Here is an 18,074-nt window from a genome sequence, read left to right on the forward strand (position 1 = left end):
AAACAATCAACGGAGCACAAAATGAACTTTGAAAAAGCACGTTTCAATATGGTTGAGCAACAAATCCGTCCGTGGGACGTATTGGATTTCGACCTGCTCGACGCCATCGAAGAAATCCCGCGCGAACGCTTTGTCGACGCGGATTTGCAGGGCGTGGCATACAGTGATACCGAGCTGCCGCTGCCCAACGGCGCGAAAATGCTCGAGCCGAAAATCGTCGCCCGTCTGATTCAGGGCTTGAAACTGACCCGCGAAGACAAAGTTTTGGAAATCGGCACAGGCTCGGGCTATGCCACCGCCGTGTTGGCCAAACTTGCAGGCGAAGTAGTTTCCGACGACATTGACGACGCGCAGCAAAACCGCGCCAAAGCCGTTTTGGCCGCGCTGAATCTGACCAACATCCGGTTTGTGCAAAACGACGGCCTGACCGAAACCGCCGAGGGCGCGCCTTTTGACGCCATTTACGTCGGCGGCGCGGTCGGCGAAGTGCCTGAGGTTTTGAAAAACCAATTAAAAGACGGCGGCCGCATGGTCGTTGCCGTCGGCGGTTCGCCCGTGCAACGCGCGCTGCTGATTACCCGCAAAGGCAGCGAATTTACCGAAACCGTTTTGTTCGACACCCAAATCGCGCTGCTGGACGGCGAATCGGAAAAACCGTTCGGCGGCTTTGATTTTTAAATCTTGTTTTTTACATCATTGGTTTAAAAACTGTGGCTGCGCTTCAATAATACGTTGATATGATAAAAGTTGGTGGGTGCTTGCAGCTACCCTACGCAAAAATCAACATATCGTTAAAACACAACTAAACTGTTTAAACAGCCGTTAAACAGTTTTCAGACGGCATCTGCTGCATTGGCCGTCTGAATTTTTGTTCCATAAAAGCATCTGACACACATGAACATCCACCAACTTCCCGTTACCGAACTGGCAAAATGGCAAAACGAAGGGCGCCAATTTCATCTTTTAGACGTGCGCACCGGCGAAGAAACCGCCATCTGCGCCCTTCCCCACGCCATCCACATTCCGATGAACCTCATCCCTCTGCGCCACAACGATCTGCCCGACGACGATCTGCCGCTTGTCGTTTACTGCCACCACGGCATCCGCAGCCTGCATACGGCGATGTATCTGGCCGACGCCGGTTTTGACAATCTCTACAATCTGCAAGGCGGAATCGACGATTGGGCAGCCAAAATCGAGCCTGAAATGGCACGTTATTGAGGCCGGTGCGGTTTAGAAAATAAAGGCAGGCCGTCTGAAGTTGGTTGTCGAAACAGCCAAAATATTCAGACGGCCTGAAGCTTTTTGGAAACAGCCACTAAAGCCCACTACTCCGTTCAAAGGCCGGGACTTTTACAAAAATCCGCAAATGTGTGAATGCCATTCCCGCCTGCGTGCACTACCGATCGGAATAAATTTCTCTAAAATATCAATACATTACAAGATTGACATTCCAGAAAGAATGAAAATTTAAAAATATCAAAAAGTTGGCTGAACTAAAATCTGTCAAAACGGCTGATTTTCGACGCCAATTTTTAGAGTTCCTACAATCTGTTCCCTCTCCTGCGCCTTACGCGCTTGCCCTCACAGGGGGTGTAGAGGGTTAGGGGAAGGGGGTGCTTCGCAGAAGCACGTTCTGCTTGGTTTTCTGAAAAATTTACCATTTCAGGAAGAAAACCGCCCTCCCCAGCCCTCCCCCGCATAAAGTGCGGGAGAGGGAGCAGATTGCAGAAACTCAGCCGTTGCCGATTTTGAGTTCGGCTTGAGCTGAAAACGCTGGAATCATCAGTATTCCAGGATTTCAGACGGCCTCATGAATTTATTCCGGACAGCAGTGCGCCTGCGCGGAAATGACAGATTTGACGTTTCAGACGGCCTTTTTGATTTTTGCAAAGATCTCAGGCCGTCTGAAAACCGTTCCGCCAAACAGATGAGAATCTGCCGCATTATTAGAAACCCGCGTTTCAAACGGTTTTTAAAATTTGCGGTTTTTTCAGACGGCAGGTAAGATTAAGCTGCTATTTTTAAATGGAAATTTTTTCCCAAACCCTACCAAATGACTAATCAGAAATACGGTAAAAAATATCATGCTGACTGATCCGTTCGGACGTACCGTTGATTATTTGCGCATTTCCGTTACCGATCGCTGCGATTTGCGCTGTACCTACTGCCTGCCCAAAGGCTTCAAAGGCTTCGCCATTCCTAAAGACTGGCTGACGATTGAAGAGCTGGCGCGGGTGGCGGCTTCGTTTGCGCGGCTGGGTACGAAACGCTTCCGCCTGACGGGCGGCGAACCGCTGTTGCGCAAAGGTTTGGCTGATTTGGTTGCGGAAATTGCCCGCCAACCGGGTGTTGAAGATATTTCTTTGACCACCAACGGCACGCAGCTTGAGAAACACGCCCGAGCGCTGCGGGTGGCGGGGGTAGGCCGTCTGAATATCAGCCTCGACAGCCTGCGCCGCGACTGCGTGACCAGCATTACTGGCAACGATTGTCTGCCGCAGGTGTTGGACGGCATTAAGGCGGCGAAAGAAGCGGGATTTGAGCGTATCAAAATCAACATGGTGCCGCTAAAAGGTCTGAACGACATGGATTTGGACGATATGATCGCGTTCTGCATCGAACACGGTTTTATCCTGAATCTGATTGAAGCGATGCCGATGGGCGCAACGGGGCAGGCGCATGCAAAAGTCAATTTGCAGCCGGTGTTGGCGGAATTGCAGCAAAAATTCGATCTATCGCCGTTTGAGGGAAAAATCGGCGGCGGCCCCGCGCGCTATTGGCATAGCAGCAACAGCGGCTTCACGCTCGGCCTGATTACGCCGATGAGCCAGCATTTCTGCGCTACCTGCAACCGCGTCCGCCTTTCAGCTACCGGCAATATCCATCTTTGCCTAGGGCAGGAAGACAAAGCGCCCTTGCGCGATTTGATGCGCAGCGGCTGTTCCGATGCCAAACTTGACCAGGCCGTTCGCGATGCGATTGCACGCAAACCTGAAAAACATGAGTTTGTGGAAAATCCGAAAAAGATTATCCGCGTAATGGCGCTGACCGGCGGTTGAGACGGATATGGCCGGGAAAACCTAAACCTTTGCGGGGGTTTTGGGTAAGCGGATTAATGGCATGACTGTTCTTGTACGGATACAAATAACAGCAGTCAAAATTTCAGACGGCCTAAGACCTCTGCAAAAATGGGAAACACCTGTTTGTAGGAGCGGGTTTACATCCGCCCGAATGTTGGATTTTCTCAAATATTAAATATTTTCAGAAGGTTAAAGATTTACGAGCGGGTGAAAAATCCGCCCCTACAACCATTTCTTGAGATTTTTAGCTTTTTGCAAAGGTCTCAGCCTTTGCAGTTTTTAGACCGTCTGAAAACTTTTTGCAAACCACGCCCTAACTTCAAAAAATAGAAAAGCACGGAATGTTTCCGTGCTTTTCTGTCTCAACAAATGTTTATTTGTTTTTATGCGAACGAATGTAATCCAAGGTTTTGAGCTGGGCGATGGCGGCAGCCAAAGCAGCTTGCGCTTTAACCAGCGAGTCATCGTCTTGGGCTTGGGAAATTCGGGCTTCCGCTGCTTTTTTGGCTTCCTCTGCACGAGACTGATCCATCTCGGCACTACGGACAGCGACATCGGCCAAAACGGTAATCTTATGAGGCTGAACCTCCAGTAAACCGCCTGAAACAGCCACCAGAATTTCTTCTGCCTGACCGGGCACGGTCAAACGCAATGCCCCCGGACGCACCAAACTCATAATCGGCTCGTGTCGCGGGTAAATACCGAGTTCGCCCTGAACAGTCGGAACCACAACAAAACCGGCTTCGCCTGAAAAGATGCTTTCTTCGTTACTTACCACTTCAACTTGCATGACGCTCATGCCGGCCTCCTTAGTTTAAGGTTTTCGCTTTCTCGGCCGCTTCTTCGATACCGCCGACCATGTAGAACGCCTGCTCCGGCAGATGGTCGTATTCGCCGTTCAAAATCGCTTTGAAACCTGCGATGGTATCGCGCAAAGCGACGTATTTGCCCGGCGAACCGGTAAATACTTCGGCAACGTGGAACGGCTGGGACAGGAAGCGCTGAATTTTACGGGCGCGCATCACGGTCAATTTGTCTTCATCAGACAGCTCGTCCATACCCAAAATAGCGATGATGTCGCGCAATTCTTTGTATTTCTGAAGTGTTGACTGTACACCGCGGGCCACATCGTAGTGTTCCTGACCCAAAACCATCGGATCAAGCTGGCGCGAAGTCGAATCCAGCGGGTCAACGGCAGGGTAAATACCCAAAGAAGCGATGTCGCGGCTCAATACCACGGTCGCATCCAAGTGGGCAAAAGTAGTTGCCGGAGACGGGTCGGTCAAGTCATCCGCAGGAACGTAAACGGCTTGGATGGAAGTAATCGAGCCGGTTTGCGTAGAGGTAATGCGCTCCTGCAAACGACCCATTTCTTCGGCCAAAGTCGGTTGGTAACCTACTGCAGACGGCATTCTACCGAGCAGAGCGGATACTTCGGTACCGGCCAGTGTATAGCGGTAGATGTTGTCCACGAAGAACAATACGTCGCGGCCTTTGCCGTTTTCGTCTTTTTCGTCACGGAAATACTCAGCCATAGTCAGGCCGGTCAACGCAACGCGCAGACGGTTACCCGGCGGTTCGTTCATCTGACCGTAAACCATGGCCACTTTGTCCAATACGTTGGAGTCTTTCATCTCGTGATAGAAGTCGTTACCTTCGCGGGTACGCTCGCCCACGCCGGCAAACACGGACAAGCCGCTGTGCGCTTTAGCGATATTGTTGATCAATTCCATCATATTCACGGTTTTACCGACACCCGCACCGCCGAACAAACCTACTTTGCCGCCTTTGGCAAACGGGCAAAGTAAGTCGATTACTTTGATACCGGTTTCCAAAAGCTCGGTAGCAGATGACAATTCATCAAATTTCGGCGCGCTTTGGTGGATTGCACGACTTTGAGCCGCACCAACCGGACCGGCTTCATCAACCGGATTACCCAATACGTCCATAATACGACCCAGGGTCTCTTTCCCCACGGGAACCGTAATCGGCGCGCCTGTATTGCTGACAGGCATGCCACGTTTGAGGCCGTCCGAACTACCCATCGCAATGGTACGGACCACACCGTCGCCCAGAAGCTGTTGTACTTCCAGGGTCAGACCGTTTTCGTCCAATTTCAGGGCGTCGTAAACGTGCGGGATGGCATCGCGCGGAAATTCCACGTCAACGACCGCACCAATAACTTGTACGATTTTGCCTTGGCTCATTATCGTATCCTATTTTCCTTGCAGTTTTCAGACGGCCTAAACAGCCGCTGCACCTGCAACAATTTCTGACAATTCCGTGGTAATCGCAGCTTGACGCGATTTGTTGTACACCAAACGCAATTCTTTAATGGCATTGCCTGCGTTGTCGGTAGCAGCTTTCATCGCCACCATACGCGCAGCCTGCTCAGATGCCATATTATCGCTTAACGCTTGATAAACCACAGATTCCAAATAACGGCGAACCAAATACTCTAAAACTGCGACAGGACTCGGCTCATAACGGTATTCCCAGTTTAAAGTGGAATCTCCGTTCACATCTTCGATCTCATTCTGACCGATAGGAAGAAGCACTTCAATACGCGGCTCTTGGCGCATGGTATTGACAAAGCCGGAATACACCAAATGAATCGTATCCAGCTCATGTTTCTCATAGCGCTGGAAGATTTCAGTCAGCGGGCCAAGCAGCATTTCCATTTTCGGGGAATCGCCCAGACTGGTTGCACTGGCAATCACATTCAGACCGATACTTTGGCACGCTGCCAAACCTTTGCTACCCAAGCACACTACATCAACACCGACACCCTGTTCTTGATACGCTTGAACTTGCGCCAAAAACTTTTTCAGCACGTTGGCGTTCAAACCACCGCATAAACCCTTATCGGAGGTAATCAAGATAAAACCTGCGCGACGCACCTCTCGGTGCGGCTCGAGCAGTTTAATACCGTGATCGGTATGGGTTTGCGCCAAGTGGCCCATCACAACACGCACTTTTTCGGCGTACGGACGCGCCAAGCGCATCCGCTCCTGAGTCTTCCGCATTTTAGAGGTGGACACCATCTGCATCGCTTTAGTGATCTTTTGGGTATTTTGAACACTGCGGATTTTGGTAAGAATCTCTTTTCCTACTGCCATTTCAGACTCCTTTCATCTCAAGTCTTAAGCTTGGTAAGCGTAAGAAGATTTGAAAGATTTCATGGCTTCGGTCAATGCTTGTTCGCTTTCATCAGACATTGTGCCGGAAGTATTAATAGCCTCCAATACGTCCGGATTCTGCGTACGGACGAAATCCAAAAACTCTGATTCAAAAGCCAATGCTTTGTTCACCGGAACATCTGCATACGAGCCGTTGTTGATTGCCCAAAGCGTTAAAGCCATTTCAGCGGTATTCAATGTACTGAACTGTTTCTGTTTCATCAATTCAGTCACCACTTCACCATGCTGAAGTTGCTTGCGGGTTGCTTCATCCAAATCGGAAGCAAATTGCGAGAACGCAGCCAATTCACGGTATTGAGCCAACGCCAAACGGATACCGCCACCCAATTTTTTGATGACTTTGGTCTGTGCGGCACCACCTACGCGCGATACGGAAATACCGGCATTAATCGCAGGGCGGATACCGGCATTAAACAGGTCGGTTTCCAAGAAAATCTGGCCGTCTGTAATCGAAATCACGTTGGTCGGAACGAATGCAGATACGTCACCCGCTTGAGTCTCAATAATCGGCAACGCAGTCAGAGAGCCCGTTTGACCCTTCACTTCGCCATTGGTCAGCTTTTCAACCTCAACTTCATTGACGCGTGCGGCACGTTCCAGCAGACGGGAGTGCAGATAGAACACATCGCCCGGATAAGCTTCGCGGCCGGGAGGACGGCGAAGCAACAGCGAAATCTGACGGTAAGCAACAGCCTGTTTGGACAAATCATCGTAAACAATCAGCGCATCTTCGCCGCGATCGCGGAAAAACTCACCCATTGTACAGCCGGCATAAGGCGCGATGTATTGCAGCGCGGCAGCTTCAGAAGCAGTCGCAGCAACAACAATGGTATGCTCCATCGCACCATATTCTTCCAATTTACGCACAACGTTGGCAATAGAAGAGGCTTTCTGACCAATCGCTACATAGATGCAGATAACGCCGGTACCTTTTTGATTGACGATTGCGTCCAAAGCAACAGCAGTTTTACCGGTTTGACGGTCGCCAATAATCAGCTCACGCTGCCCGCGGCCGATCGGCACCATAGAATCAATAGCTTTCAAGCCTGTCTGCATAGGCTGGTCAACTGATTTACGCGCAATCACGCCTGGTGCGATTTTTTCAATCGGCGCAGTTTGAGTCGCATTAATCGGACCCTTGCCGTCAATCGGACGACCCAGCGCATCGACAACTCGACCCACCAATTCGCGACCAATCGGCACTTCCAAGATGCGGCCGGTACAAGTTACGCTGTCGCCTTCTTTAATGTGTTCGTATTCACCCAACACCACGGCACCGACGGAGTCACGCTCCAAGTTCATCGCCAAGCCGAAGGTATTTCCCGGGAATTCGAGCATCTCACCTTGCATTGCGTCTGACAAGCCGTGGATACGCACAATGCCGTCTGTAACGGAAATAACGGTACCACGGGTACGCACTTCAGTGTTTACAGACAGATTTTCGATTTTGGCTTTAATCAAATCGCTAATTTCAGCAGGATTAAGCTGCATGAAAAATCTCCTAATTCGTCATAGTCGTGTACAGAGCCTGCAATTTAGCCTGCACCGACAAATCCAAGACTTGGTCGCCAACTTCTACTTTAACGCCACCGATCAGATGGGGATCGACTTTGGCCGTTACCACCAAATCCGTGTTAAAGCGCTTTTCCAGCATTTGTGTCAATTCAGCCAATTGAGCAGCTGTCAGCTCATACGCACTGTAAATGACCGCTGATTTTGTATTATTGAGCGCCAAGGCTAAGTCTTGATATTGCGCACAAACTTCCGGCAGTAGCTGAAGGCGTTTCTGCTCGGCCAACACTGCCACAAAATTTGCCAGTCCGCCTTGTTGCAGACCAGCCAAATCAATCAGCACTTTTGCCTTCTCGGAAGCTTTTGTTTCCGGCTGCTCAACCAATGCAGCAACCTTACGGTCACGCGCCACAGCCGCCAAAGTTTTCAGTCCGCCCAACCAAGACTCTATCTGGTTTTTTTCTTCAGCCAAACCAAACAATGCTTTTGCATAAGGTCTAGCAATCGTTGCGAACTCTGCCATAAGATCACAGCTCCTGTTTTAAAGTGCTGAGCAGCGCGGCGTGCTTGGAAACATCCACTTCGCTACGCAGAATAGACTCTGCACCTTTTACCGCCAATACAGCAACCTGCTCGCGCAATGCTTCACGCGCACGGTTCATTTCCTGTTCTGCATCGGCTTTGGCTTGTGCCGTAATACGGGCAGCTTCGGTAGAAGCCTGGCTTTTCGCATCTTCTACGATTTTTGCCGCACGCTTTTCCGCATTAGCCACCATATCGGCAACTTGATTGCGTCCATCGGCTAAGAGCTCTGCAACTTTTTTCTCTGCCTGCTCAAAATCATTCTTACTGCGCTCGGCTGCAGCCAAGCTTTCAGCGATTTTGGCGGCGCGCTCGTCAAGAACTTTCGCAATCGGCGGCCACACATATTTCATGGTAAACCATACCAAAATCAGAAAGACAATTAACTGCGCAATCAATGTCGCATTAATATTCACTTTACTTAACCTTCGTATTAGGGTTAATCAAACAAACGGGGTTTCGCCTGTATCGAAACAGTTTCCGTCCGGATTAGCCTGCAAACGGGTTAACAAATGCAAACAGCAGAGCGATGGCCACACCAATCAGGAACGCCGCATCGATCAGACCGGCAATCAGGAACAATTTGGTTTGCAGCGGGCCGATCAGCTCGGGCTGACGTGCAGAAGATTCCAAGTATTTGGAACCGACCATACCGATACCGATAGCCGCGCCCATCGCACCGAAAGCAACGATCAGACCACAAGCGATAGCAATTAAACCACCCATTTCAAAACTCCTTAAATATAAAGATACAAGGTTAACAACTACAAATTTACTGCAGATTAGAATAATAAGATTACTGCTTAGTGATGGTCATGTGCCTGACCGATATAAACAAACGCCAAAGCCATAAAGATAAAGGCTTGCAGAGTAATAATCAAAATATGGAAAATCGCCCAGGCAGAACCTGCAACAATATGAACCAAAAACAGAATCGGATCCAAAATACCTACGCTGCCGGATGCAGCCCAAGCGCCACCCAAAAGGGCAATCAGCAGGAATACCAATTCGCCGGCATACATATTGCCGAACAACCGCATACCGTGTGATACGGTTTTAGAGAGGTATTCCAAAATATTCATAATCAGGTTGAACGGCGCCATCATCGGACCAAACGGAGCGCTGAACAACTCATGCACCCAACCCTTAACACCTTTGATTTTCAGGCTGTAATAGAAGCACACCAGCAACACGCCGATAGCCAACGCCAATGATGTATTCAAGTCGGCAGTCGGCACCACACGCAACAGCGCATGATGCTCACCGGTTATATGCTGCCAAGCCCACGGAAGCAGATCAACAGGCAATAAGTCCATCGCGTTCATCAGGAAAATCCAGACAAACAGCGTCAGACCCAACGGCGCAACCGCCTTGCGCGACTGTTCGTTGTGGATAATGCTTTTACACATATCGTCCACAAATTCAAACAGGATTTCCACTGCCGCCTGAAAGCGCCCCGGCACACCGGCGGTTGCCTTTTTAGCGCCGCACCACAGCACAAAGCTGCCGATAACGCCCAGCAACACAGCAAAGAAAACCGCATCAATATTGATAAATGAAAAATCCGCGATATTTTTCAGGCCTTGGCCTTTGGTAACGTCCGACAGACTGGTCAAGCTCTGCAAATGGTGCTTGATGTAGTCGGCAGCGGTCATAGTTTCACCTGCCATAGTCTCTAACTCTCAACAATACTAAAAAAACCAGATGGCTGACACAGAACAGCCCGAAAAGAAACGGAAGAAAAACCAACTGTTTATGCCAAAAAGCAAACACCAGCAGCATCAACAGCAACGACAGCATTACTTTTAACGCTTCTCCCCACGCAAATGCCCGAACCTGCATTTGCGGGTTGTTTTTGAAAAGTTTTAAAAGTAAAACCGCAACAGCCGACGGAACCAGATAACATGCCCCGCCCGCAACAGCCGACCAAAATCCGGCCACACCGCTAAAAACCGCGCCCAACACGGAAATTACAGTCAAAACACCGACCTGAAAAACCAAAATCCGGTTCATAAAATCCTAAGAATCCGAGCTCCATGCTAAGGCATGGGCAACTATAATGAAGAAGCCCGAAAGCGTCAAGACGAATGTTAATCTTTGTGAAAGCAGACAAGCGAAAAACCCTTACCCAATCTGACTTCCAAAACATTCATTCCCCGTGCGTTTAAAATTTTTAACACAAACCACACACCGTTCTATACGCCCCGGGTAATCTTAATATCTACCAAACAGGCCGTCTGAAAACCGGCAATTCCGACAAATCCAAACAAAATTTTCAGACGGCCTGCACTACCCGCCCATTCAAACATCCTCTTCCACGCCGAGCTGCTTTAATAAGTAGTCGAATGTTTCCGGCGTATCGAAATGTAAAACGATTTTGCCGCGCTTCTGATTGGTCGTCACCACTTCCGCGTTCACGCCCAGTTTGTCGGTCAGCAAATCGTTCAGACGGCGTATATCGGGGCTGATGGTTTTTTTCGCACCCTGCTTGGCTTGATGCGCCATCTGGCTGCGGCGCTCGACTTCGCGCACCGACCAGCCGTTTTTCACCGCCTTCTGCGCCAGCTGGAGCTGTTCGACCACAGGCAGCGTCAGCAGCGCACGCGCGTGACCCATTTCCAAACGGCGCTGGTAAAGCATATCTTGAACAGGTTCGGGCAGGCTCAGCAGGCGCAGGCTGTTGGAAATTGCGCTGCGGCTTTTGCCGACGGCTTTGGCGATGGTTTCGTGGGTCAGGCCGAACTCGTCCGCCAAGCGCTTCAAACCCTGCGCTTCCTCAATCGGGTTTAAGTTTTCGCGCTGAAGGTTTTCAATCAAACCCATCGCCAGCGCGGTTTCGTCGCTGATGGTTTTGATGACCACGGGAATTTCGGTCAACCCTGCAAGCTGCGTGGCGCGCCAGCGGCGTTCGCCCGCAATCAGCTCGTATTGCGACAAACCGTGTTCGCGCACGATCACAGGCTGGATCACACCCTGCGCCTTAATCGACTCCGCCAGCTCGTGCAGCGCCTCATCATCAATCTGCACCCGCGCCTGATAGCGGCCGGGCTGAATATCGCTGACCGCAACCGTTGTCAGCCGGTCGCTGCCGCCGCCGTCCACGCCGCTGGAAATCAAAGAATCCAAACCGCGGCCCAAACCGCCTTTTGCTTTTGCCATGCTTTATCCTTTTCAGACGGCCATATAAACCAAACCGCACCATTTTAACGGATATTTCCGCTTTATTTAAGAGCGTTTGCGGCCTTTGCCGAAACACTGATGCCGTCTGAAAATCCCGCTTGCCCGCACCGCTTTTTCAGACGACATTTCACGCCGAAAGCGCGCTTGGAACGCTTTCCGGAAAACTCCCTGCTCCCGTTTCTGTAAAACGCCAGCCTATCCGCAGCCGCCACACATTCCTATTTTTCAGACGGCAATCAAGCATTTCCACGCTCGGGCCGTCTGAAAAACGCTGCCCGACAAAACTGCTTTGTGTTATGCTTCCCGCCCGTTCAAATTCCCAATCAAAGGCAGAACATCATGAACAAACGGCGGATTGTCGTCGGCATCAGCGGCGCCAGCGGCTTTATTTACGGCAGCCGCGTGTTGGAACTGCTGCGGCAGGTTGACGGCGTCGAAACCCACCTGATTGTTTCCAAAGGCGCCGAACTGACCCGATCGCTGGAAACGGCGTACAGCAAAGAAGACATTGCCGCGCTGGCCGACCAGACCTACACCGTCGGCAACCTGGCCGCCGCCGTTTCCAGCGGCTCGTTTAAAACCGACGGCATGATTATCGCGCCCTGTTCGATGCGCACGCTGGCGGCTGTGGCCAACGGTTTGTCCGACAACCTGCTGACCCGCGCCGCCGACGTCACCCTGAAAGAGCGCCGCCGCTTGGTTTTGATGGTGCGCGAAGCCCCGCTCAACCTTGCCCACATCAACAATATGCGCAACGTCACCGAAATGGGCGGCATCGTGTTCCCGCCCGTTCCCGCGCTTTACAACCGCCCGCAGAGTGTGGACGAACTGATTACCCACAGCGTTGCCCGCGCGCTGGATCTGTTCGGCATCGACCTTCCCGAACTGCCGCGCTGGAACGGGGTAAGCGGCGCTTAAGCCGTCAAAGCGGCGACAGGCCGTCTGAAAAACCAAAAATCCAAATCCAAACATCTTTTAAAGGAAACTGCCGTGCACCTGCCTACAGGCCCGTTCATCAATGCCGCCGCCATTATCGGCGGCGCCGTCGCCGGCGCAACGCTGGGCGGCAAACTGCCCGAACGCGTGCGCGCCAATCTGCCGACGCTGTTCGGCCTACTCTCGGTCGGATTGGCGTTCATCACCATCCCCAAAGTCGCCAATTACGCCCCCGTTTCGCTGGCCGCCGTCATCGGCACGGCTTTGGGCGAATGGATCGGCATCGAAAATGGCTTTGCCAAACTGGCCGCCGCGGCGCGGACGTTTGCCGACAAACTCATTCCCGCCAAAGACGGCATGCCCGCCGAAACATTCATCGAAAACTATGTTTCGCTGGTCATTCTGTTCGGCTTCAGCGGCATGGGCATTTTCGGCGCGATGCACGAGGGCATGACGGGCGAGCCGTCCATCCTCTATATCAAAGCGATTTTGGACGTCTTTACCGCCGCCATTTTCGCCATCAGCTTGGGCGTGATGGTCGCTTTTATTGCCGTGCCGCAGATGCTGGTGCAATGCACGCTGTTTTTCCTGGCTTCGCTGGTTATTCCGCTTGCCACACCCGAAATGCGCGCCGATTTCGCTGCTTGCGGCGGGCTGATTATGCTGGCAACAGGCTTGCGGATTATGGGCATCAAGCCGTTTCCCGTCGCCAATATGCTGCCTGCGCTGGTTTTGGTGATGCCGCTTTCGCATTTTTGGACGGTATATATCGCGTAACGCCCGACATTCCAAACAAAACAAGGCCGCCTGAAATCCGGTTACAGATAACAGGATTTCAGACGGCCTTTTTCCACCGTCCCGTCAGCCTGCGCCAGACCATGCCGCAAAACAGCCGCGCGTGCATTTTGCTGATTAAAACGTTGTCTTCAAACGCCCGAAAATGCGAAACGCCGTCGGGCGCATAGCTGACGGGCGTTTTCACCCAGACGGGTTTCACGCCGCGCCAGTAGAGGCGCACCAAAATTTCGGTATCGAAATCCATGCCGTTGCCGATATGTTCTTCGCGCACCAGCGCCAAAACGGGGGTAAGCGGGTAAAGGCGGAAGCCGCACATTCCGTCTTTGATGTCGGTGGAACAGGTGTTGACCATGTTCCAAAAATCGGTAATTTTCCGCCCGTACAGCCGCGCTTTCGGCGCATCGCCGCCGTATTGCGGCCAACCGCAAATGACCGCTTCGGGGTGTTTTTCCGCTTCGGCAAGCAGCTTGGCGGTATCGTCCAGACAATGCTGCGCGTCGGCATCGACCTGCAAAACATGGGTATAGCCGCGCTGCGCGGCATCGTTCCAACCCGTTTTCATGGCCGCCCCTTTGCCGCCGTTGGCCGGACGGTAAATGACGCGCACACCGTCTGTTTGTTCCAACGCCGCCAAAACAGGTTTGCAGACGGCATCCGAACCATCATCCACCACCAATACGTCCGGCCCGAAACCGCGCACGGCGCTGACGACGGCGGCAACGGTATCGGGATGGTTGTAGTGGGGAATCAGGGCGAGTGTTTTCATGATTCAGGATTTTTCAGACGGCATTAGGCCAAACGGCAATGCAGAATGCTGTGTCCCAAGCCAAGGCCGTCTGAAATTTTTTCCACTTTCAAACCGGCGGTTTCCACACAACGCACCATGTCTTCGGCGCGGTAGATTTTGCTGTTGCCGTTGGCGACGGCGGTAAAGTAGAGGCTGGTTTGGGTCAGGCAGTAGGCGGCGGTTTCGTAGCGCTGCCTGTCCCAGAAAGGCTCCATAATATAAAGTACGGTATCCGCACTCATCGAACGCGCGGCGCGGGTCAGAATCGCGGTCACTTCTTCTTCGGAAAAACAGTCGAGAAACTGGCTCATCCAAACCGCATCGAACCCCCCGGGAAACGGCACGCTGTTATCCAACAAATCGGCTGGATGGCCGTGAATCCGCTCTTCGCCCGTTTTCCCCTTTACCGCCTCGCGCATCAGGCCGATTTGTTGGGGCAGATCCATAACGGTAACTTCCACCTCGGGATTGAACGCAACGCATTGCTGCGCCCAGCGACCGGTATTGCCGCCGACATCGAGCAGTTTTTTCACGGGGCGGGCAAATACGGTTTGCAGCGCTTCGGGAAACGAGCTGTCGGAATAATGGTGGTCAAACGCCAGCCAGCTTTGGCGCACGTTTTCAGGCAGTTGCGACAAACCTTCATAAACAGTCGGCCATTCGCCGAAGACTTTCAAACCCTCGGGTTTGCCCGTTTGCAGCGTCGCCTCCAAATCAAACATTCCCTGATAGCAGACGTCCTGCACAAAATCCATATTGACCCGCGCCATTTTGTCTTTCAGCAGAAACCAGCCCGCCTTACTGATGGAATAGCGTTCGTCGCGCAGCAAAACCGTGCCGATGGAAAGCGATGCCTCCAACAGAACCTGCGCGGCATAGCGGCTGATGCCTGCTTTTTCGGCGGTTTCATCCAAGGTCAGGCCGTCTGAACGGCTGTTGAGCAAATCAAGGATGCCGAGTTTGACCATCAGGCGCGATACTTGGAAAACAACCGGCCCGAAAGCGATTTCCTGAGCCAGGCGCTGCGCTGCGCCTGCGGAGAGCTGCTCCTCGCCGTAGCGTTTTTCCAGATTGGGGAAAATTCTCATCATGCGTTCCGTTTCTTTAATAATCTTATAAGCCGTCTGAAAAACCAAACGCCCGTTATCCGTTGCCGCCAAACGTACCGAACACCAGCCGTCCGCCCGCGCATACCGCGTCACTGTTGGTCATTTTAAAGGTCAGTCTGTTTTTCCCGGCATCATAATCCAAGCGGACGGCAACGGTATCGTTTGGGCGGACAAACTGCTGATATTTCAGGTTTTCCACGCGCACGACACTTTGCCGCCCCCATTCAAATTGCGCCGCCAAATCGCGAACCCATTGCAGTTCGACCACCCCCGGCACCAGCGGAAACCCGGCAAAATGTCCGCCGAAGTATGCCAAATCCAAAGGCACTTTACCGACAAACTCAAAACCGTTTTCCTGCGCCGCCGGATTTTCAGACGGCATCCATACAGGCGATGTCTGCGCTTCCGTAAAGGCCGTCTGAAAATCCGCCGCGGCGATTTTCGACTGCGTATTGCGCGGCAGCGCATCGGCAAAACGCCAGTAACGCGGCAGCACTACTTTGTCGAGCGAACCGGCCAGATGACGTTTTAAAACCGCCGCCACCGCCGCCCTGCCCTGTCCGCGCAAGGCTTCGATGCCCTCGGCATTCAGCGCCGCCCATACCGCAATACGGCCGTGCTGCGGATGAACGCCGCAATGCGCATCGGCAATCCAGTCGTGCGCCAGCAGTTTGTGTTCGATTTCGGTCAGCGACACCCGTTTGTCCTCAAATTTGATAATGCGGTCCTGCCGCCCCAAAAGCGTAAAGCCGCCGTTTTGCATTTCCACCAAATCGGCCGTCTGAAAACGCCCGCCGCTCCACGGCGACGCCACGCTCAATGCGCCCGCATCGTTCTGTGCCAAAACCACTTCAGGCAAGGGCTGCCACAACGCCGATCCCGACCGCCATGCCGCCACGCCCGTTTCGGTACTGCCGTAAATCTCAAACGGGCGCACCGCATATTGCGCCAGCAAATCTGCCGTATCGTCAGGCAGCGCGCCGCCCGCCGACACAATGCCCGCCACCCTGCCCTCAAGCGCATTCCAGTTGCGGTTTGCGCCCAAACGGTTGAGCAGCGCGGGGCTGGCAATCCACACGCTTTTTTCCTGCGCCGCCGCAGCCGCCAGCAAGGTTTCCGGATAAACGCATTGCGCCCGAACCATAGGCCACCCCATCGTCAGCACCAGCGCAAAACGGAAGGTAAATCCATACATATGCTGCGGCGACACGCTACCGGCAACCGTTGCAACATCTTCCTGAAACGGCAGCGTCTGCGCCAGCATCCACGCTTCCGCTTCCATTTGTGCCGCCGTTTTCACCACAATCTGCGACGCGCCGCTCGAACCCGACGTTTTCAACAACGCCCGCGCAGCCGCAGGAATCCGGAAATCCTCATGATTCAGGCTGTTTCCAATATTTTCAGACGGCATCCGCGCAACATCTGCCGCACTCCAAATATTCAGGCCGTCTGAAACATTTTTTGCAGCAATTTCAGACGGCACATCCGTCAGCCAAACATCCGCACCGCCGCCCCACTCCGTATTTTCCGCCGCGAGATTCGGCAGCAGCCAAACCTCTGCGCCCGCATGCCAAGCCGCCAAAACCGCACAGGCAAACAGCGCTGCATCTTCAAACCACAGCGCCGCCGAGCGCACGCCCGCCGCTTTCAGACGGCCTGACAGGGCAAACACCGTACGGTTGAAATCCGCACGCGTCCAGTCCGGCGAAACGGCGATAAGGTCGTCGGAATTGAGGGTTGGAGAAAAGATTTGGGTGAGTTTCTGCATAGTCATTTATTCAGGCGGACTGTCTTTCGGTTGAACGTTTATAGTGAATTAAAATACAACATCTACTTCGTTGGCTGCGGCTGAGCTAAAAGAGGACGATTCACTAAGGCGCTGAAGCCCCAAGTTCATCTGTCCCGTACTACCCGTACTGTCTGCGCCTTGCCGCCTTGTATCTTTATTATTTTATTTCACTATAAAACAGCAATCGGATGCTGTCCTGCAATTTCAGACGGCCTCAAAGTTTCAACACCGTTTTCCGATACAGCCACTCTCCGCCGCCCAGCAGCCCCATCAACACATATGACACTATGCCCGTGTAAACCGCCCACCAGTCGTAATGCGCCGTATGGGCCAAAAGCGCGGCGGTTGTGCCGTTGAAAATAAAAAAGGCGCACCAGATTTGCGTGACCTTTCGGGTATAGCGCACGCCCTCGGGCGGCAGGTCGGGGTGTTGCAGGCGGGCGAGGCGTTCGACGAGGGTTTGTTTGGCAAACAGGCTGCCGCCGAATGCGGCCAACATCAGGGCGCTGACGGCGACGGGATACCAATACATGCTGTCAGGCCGTCCGAAAAACAGAACGGCGGCGAAAAAGGCGGCAACGGCCCATGAAACCAGCCGTTGGGCGCTTGTTTGCTGCGTGACGGCGCGGGTAATCCAAAGGACACACATCAGGGTGGCAAGCCAGAAAAATGCGCCGTTTTCACGGCCGTAATACCAGAGAAACGGGTAGGCAAGGCTGAGAACGGTAAGAAAAATTTGTCCGACGGTTTTCATGGGTGGGAAATTTTGCAAAACGGCTGCCGGACGTCATTCGCCCGCACCGCTGTTTGCAGACGGCCTGACAGGCCGTCTGCAAAGTCTTACGCGTCGGCTTCTTTGCGGGCAACGGCTTGAACGATGTCTTCAACCGTGCGCACGCTGCGGAAATCTTCGGCCTGGAGTTTGCGGCCGGTTTCGCGTTTGATGTGGTCGATGAGGTCGATGGCGTCGATGCTGTCGATTTCGAGGTCTTCGTAGAGATTGGTTTCGGGTTTGATGCGCTCGGGTTCGATTTCAAAAAGGTTGACCAGCGCGTCGGTGAGGATTTGGCGGATTTCCTGTTCGGTCATGGCGGTTTC

General features: G+C 52.7%; 20 protein-coding genes. 5 read left to right on the forward strand and 15 right to left on the reverse strand.

Annotated features, from left to right (window positions below; translation table 11 throughout):
- The first annotated feature begins 21 nt into the window (after positions 1-21).
- The 3 genes from BG910_RS03370 (at position 22) to moaA (ending at position 3,062) form a co-directional block, all read left to right on the forward strand.
- Positions 22-678 carry a protein-L-isoaspartate O-methyltransferase family protein gene (locus BG910_RS03370; RefSeq protein WP_089037118.1) on the forward strand — a complete coding sequence of 219 codons (657 nt, stop codon included), beginning with the start codon at positions 22-24 and terminating at the stop codon, positions 676-678.
- A gap of 216 nt (positions 679-894) precedes the next feature.
- Positions 895-1,221: a rhodanese-like domain-containing protein gene (locus BG910_RS03375; RefSeq protein WP_089035629.1), complete on the forward strand. Its 327-nt coding sequence runs from the start codon at positions 895-897 to the stop codon at positions 1,219-1,221.
- Positions 1,222-2,087: 866 nt separating this feature from the next.
- Complete coding sequence (gene moaA / locus BG910_RS03380; RefSeq protein ID WP_089035630.1) at positions 2,088-3,062, forward strand: GTP 3',8-cyclase MoaA; 975 nt, start codon at positions 2,088-2,090, stop codon at positions 3,060-3,062.
- 394 nt (positions 3,063-3,456) lie between these two features.
- Here the strand turns inward: moaA and BG910_RS03385 are convergent, their stop codons facing one another.
- The 10 genes from BG910_RS03385 to BG910_RS03430 form a co-directional block, all read right to left on the reverse strand.
- Positions 3,457-3,882, reverse strand: coding sequence for a F0F1 ATP synthase subunit epsilon (locus BG910_RS03385; protein WP_089035631.1), 426 nt, complete (start codon positions 3,880-3,882; stop codon positions 3,457-3,459).
- A gap of 10 nt (positions 3,883-3,892) precedes the next feature.
- On the reverse strand, positions 3,893-5,290 hold the full coding sequence (atpD, locus tag BG910_RS03390; protein WP_089035632.1) for a F0F1 ATP synthase subunit beta: 1,398 nt from the start codon (positions 5,288-5,290) through the stop codon (positions 3,893-3,895).
- Positions 5,291-5,326: 36 nt separating this feature from the next.
- Entirely contained in the window at positions 5,327-6,202 is an 876-nt protein-coding gene (gene atpG / locus BG910_RS03395) for a F0F1 ATP synthase subunit gamma (RefSeq protein WP_089035633.1), read from the reverse strand.
- Between the two features lie 24 nt (positions 6,203-6,226).
- On the reverse strand, positions 6,227-7,774 hold the full coding sequence (atpA, locus tag BG910_RS03400) for a F0F1 ATP synthase subunit alpha (RefSeq protein ID WP_089035634.1): 1,548 nt from the start codon (positions 7,772-7,774) through the stop codon (positions 6,227-6,229).
- A gap of 10 nt (positions 7,775-7,784) precedes the next feature.
- On the reverse strand, positions 7,785-8,318 hold the full coding sequence (locus BG910_RS03405) for a F0F1 ATP synthase subunit delta (RefSeq protein WP_089035635.1): 534 nt from the start codon (positions 8,316-8,318) through the stop codon (positions 7,785-7,787).
- 4 nt (positions 8,319-8,322) lie between these two features.
- Complete coding sequence (locus BG910_RS03410) at positions 8,323-8,793, reverse strand: F0F1 ATP synthase subunit B (protein WP_089035636.1); 471 nt, start codon at positions 8,791-8,793, stop codon at positions 8,323-8,325.
- A gap of 73 nt (positions 8,794-8,866) precedes the next feature.
- On the reverse strand, positions 8,867-9,103 hold the full coding sequence (atpE, locus tag BG910_RS03415) for a F0F1 ATP synthase subunit C (RefSeq protein ID WP_009175074.1): 237 nt from the start codon (positions 9,101-9,103) through the stop codon (positions 8,867-8,869).
- Positions 9,104-9,180: 77 nt separating this feature from the next.
- Complete coding sequence (gene atpB, locus BG910_RS03420; RefSeq protein ID WP_089035637.1) at positions 9,181-10,047, reverse strand: F0F1 ATP synthase subunit A; 867 nt, start codon at positions 10,045-10,047, stop codon at positions 9,181-9,183.
- Positions 10,037-10,390, reverse strand: coding sequence for an ATP synthase subunit I (locus BG910_RS03425; RefSeq protein ID WP_089035638.1), 354 nt, complete (start codon positions 10,388-10,390; stop codon positions 10,037-10,039). Before BG910_RS03425 ends, atpB begins: the two co-directional genes overlap by 11 nt.
- A gap of 288 nt (positions 10,391-10,678) precedes the next feature.
- Positions 10,679-11,536, reverse strand: coding sequence for a ParB/RepB/Spo0J family partition protein (locus tag BG910_RS03430; protein WP_089035639.1), 858 nt, complete (start codon positions 11,534-11,536; stop codon positions 10,679-10,681).
- A 360-nt stretch (positions 11,537-11,896) separates the two neighbouring features.
- Between BG910_RS03430 and BG910_RS03435 the strand changes: the two genes are divergently transcribed.
- Positions 11,897-12,475, forward strand: coding sequence for a UbiX family flavin prenyltransferase (locus BG910_RS03435; protein ID WP_089037119.1), 579 nt, complete (start codon positions 11,897-11,899; stop codon positions 12,473-12,475).
- A 72-nt stretch (positions 12,476-12,547) separates the two neighbouring features.
- Positions 12,548-13,270 carry a DUF554 domain-containing protein gene (locus BG910_RS03440; RefSeq protein ID WP_232462227.1) on the forward strand — a complete coding sequence of 241 codons (723 nt, stop codon included), beginning with the start codon at positions 12,548-12,550 and terminating at the stop codon, positions 13,268-13,270.
- A gap of 58 nt (positions 13,271-13,328) precedes the next feature.
- Here BG910_RS03440 and BG910_RS03445 read toward each other — a convergent pair whose 3' ends face one another.
- From BG910_RS03445 to BG910_RS03465, 5 genes are all read right to left on the reverse strand, one after another.
- Positions 13,329-14,057 (reverse strand): glycosyltransferase family 2 protein, encoded by a 729-nt coding sequence (locus BG910_RS03445; RefSeq protein WP_089035640.1) that lies wholly within the window; start codon positions 14,055-14,057, stop codon positions 13,329-13,331.
- A gap of 23 nt (positions 14,058-14,080) precedes the next feature.
- Positions 14,081-15,166: a methyltransferase gene (locus tag BG910_RS03450; protein WP_089037121.1), complete on the reverse strand. Its 1,086-nt coding sequence runs from the start codon at positions 15,164-15,166 to the stop codon at positions 14,081-14,083.
- A gap of 55 nt (positions 15,167-15,221) precedes the next feature.
- Entirely contained in the window at positions 15,222-16,955 is a 1,734-nt protein-coding gene (locus tag BG910_RS03455; protein ID WP_089035641.1) for an AMP-binding protein, read from the reverse strand.
- A gap of 235 nt (positions 16,956-17,190) precedes the next feature.
- Positions 17,191-17,730: a COG4648 family protein gene (locus tag BG910_RS03460; protein WP_089035642.1), complete on the reverse strand. Its 540-nt coding sequence runs from the start codon at positions 17,728-17,730 to the stop codon at positions 17,191-17,193.
- An 86-nt stretch (positions 17,731-17,816) separates the two neighbouring features.
- Positions 17,817-18,065 (reverse strand): acyl carrier protein, encoded by a 249-nt coding sequence (locus tag BG910_RS03465; protein WP_089035643.1) that lies wholly within the window; start codon positions 18,063-18,065, stop codon positions 17,817-17,819.
- Between the last annotated feature and the right edge of the window lie 9 nt (positions 18,066-18,074).

The organism is Neisseria chenwenguii (assembly GCF_002216145.1).
Classification (GTDB): domain Bacteria; phylum Pseudomonadota; class Gammaproteobacteria; order Burkholderiales; family Neisseriaceae; genus Neisseria; species Neisseria chenwenguii.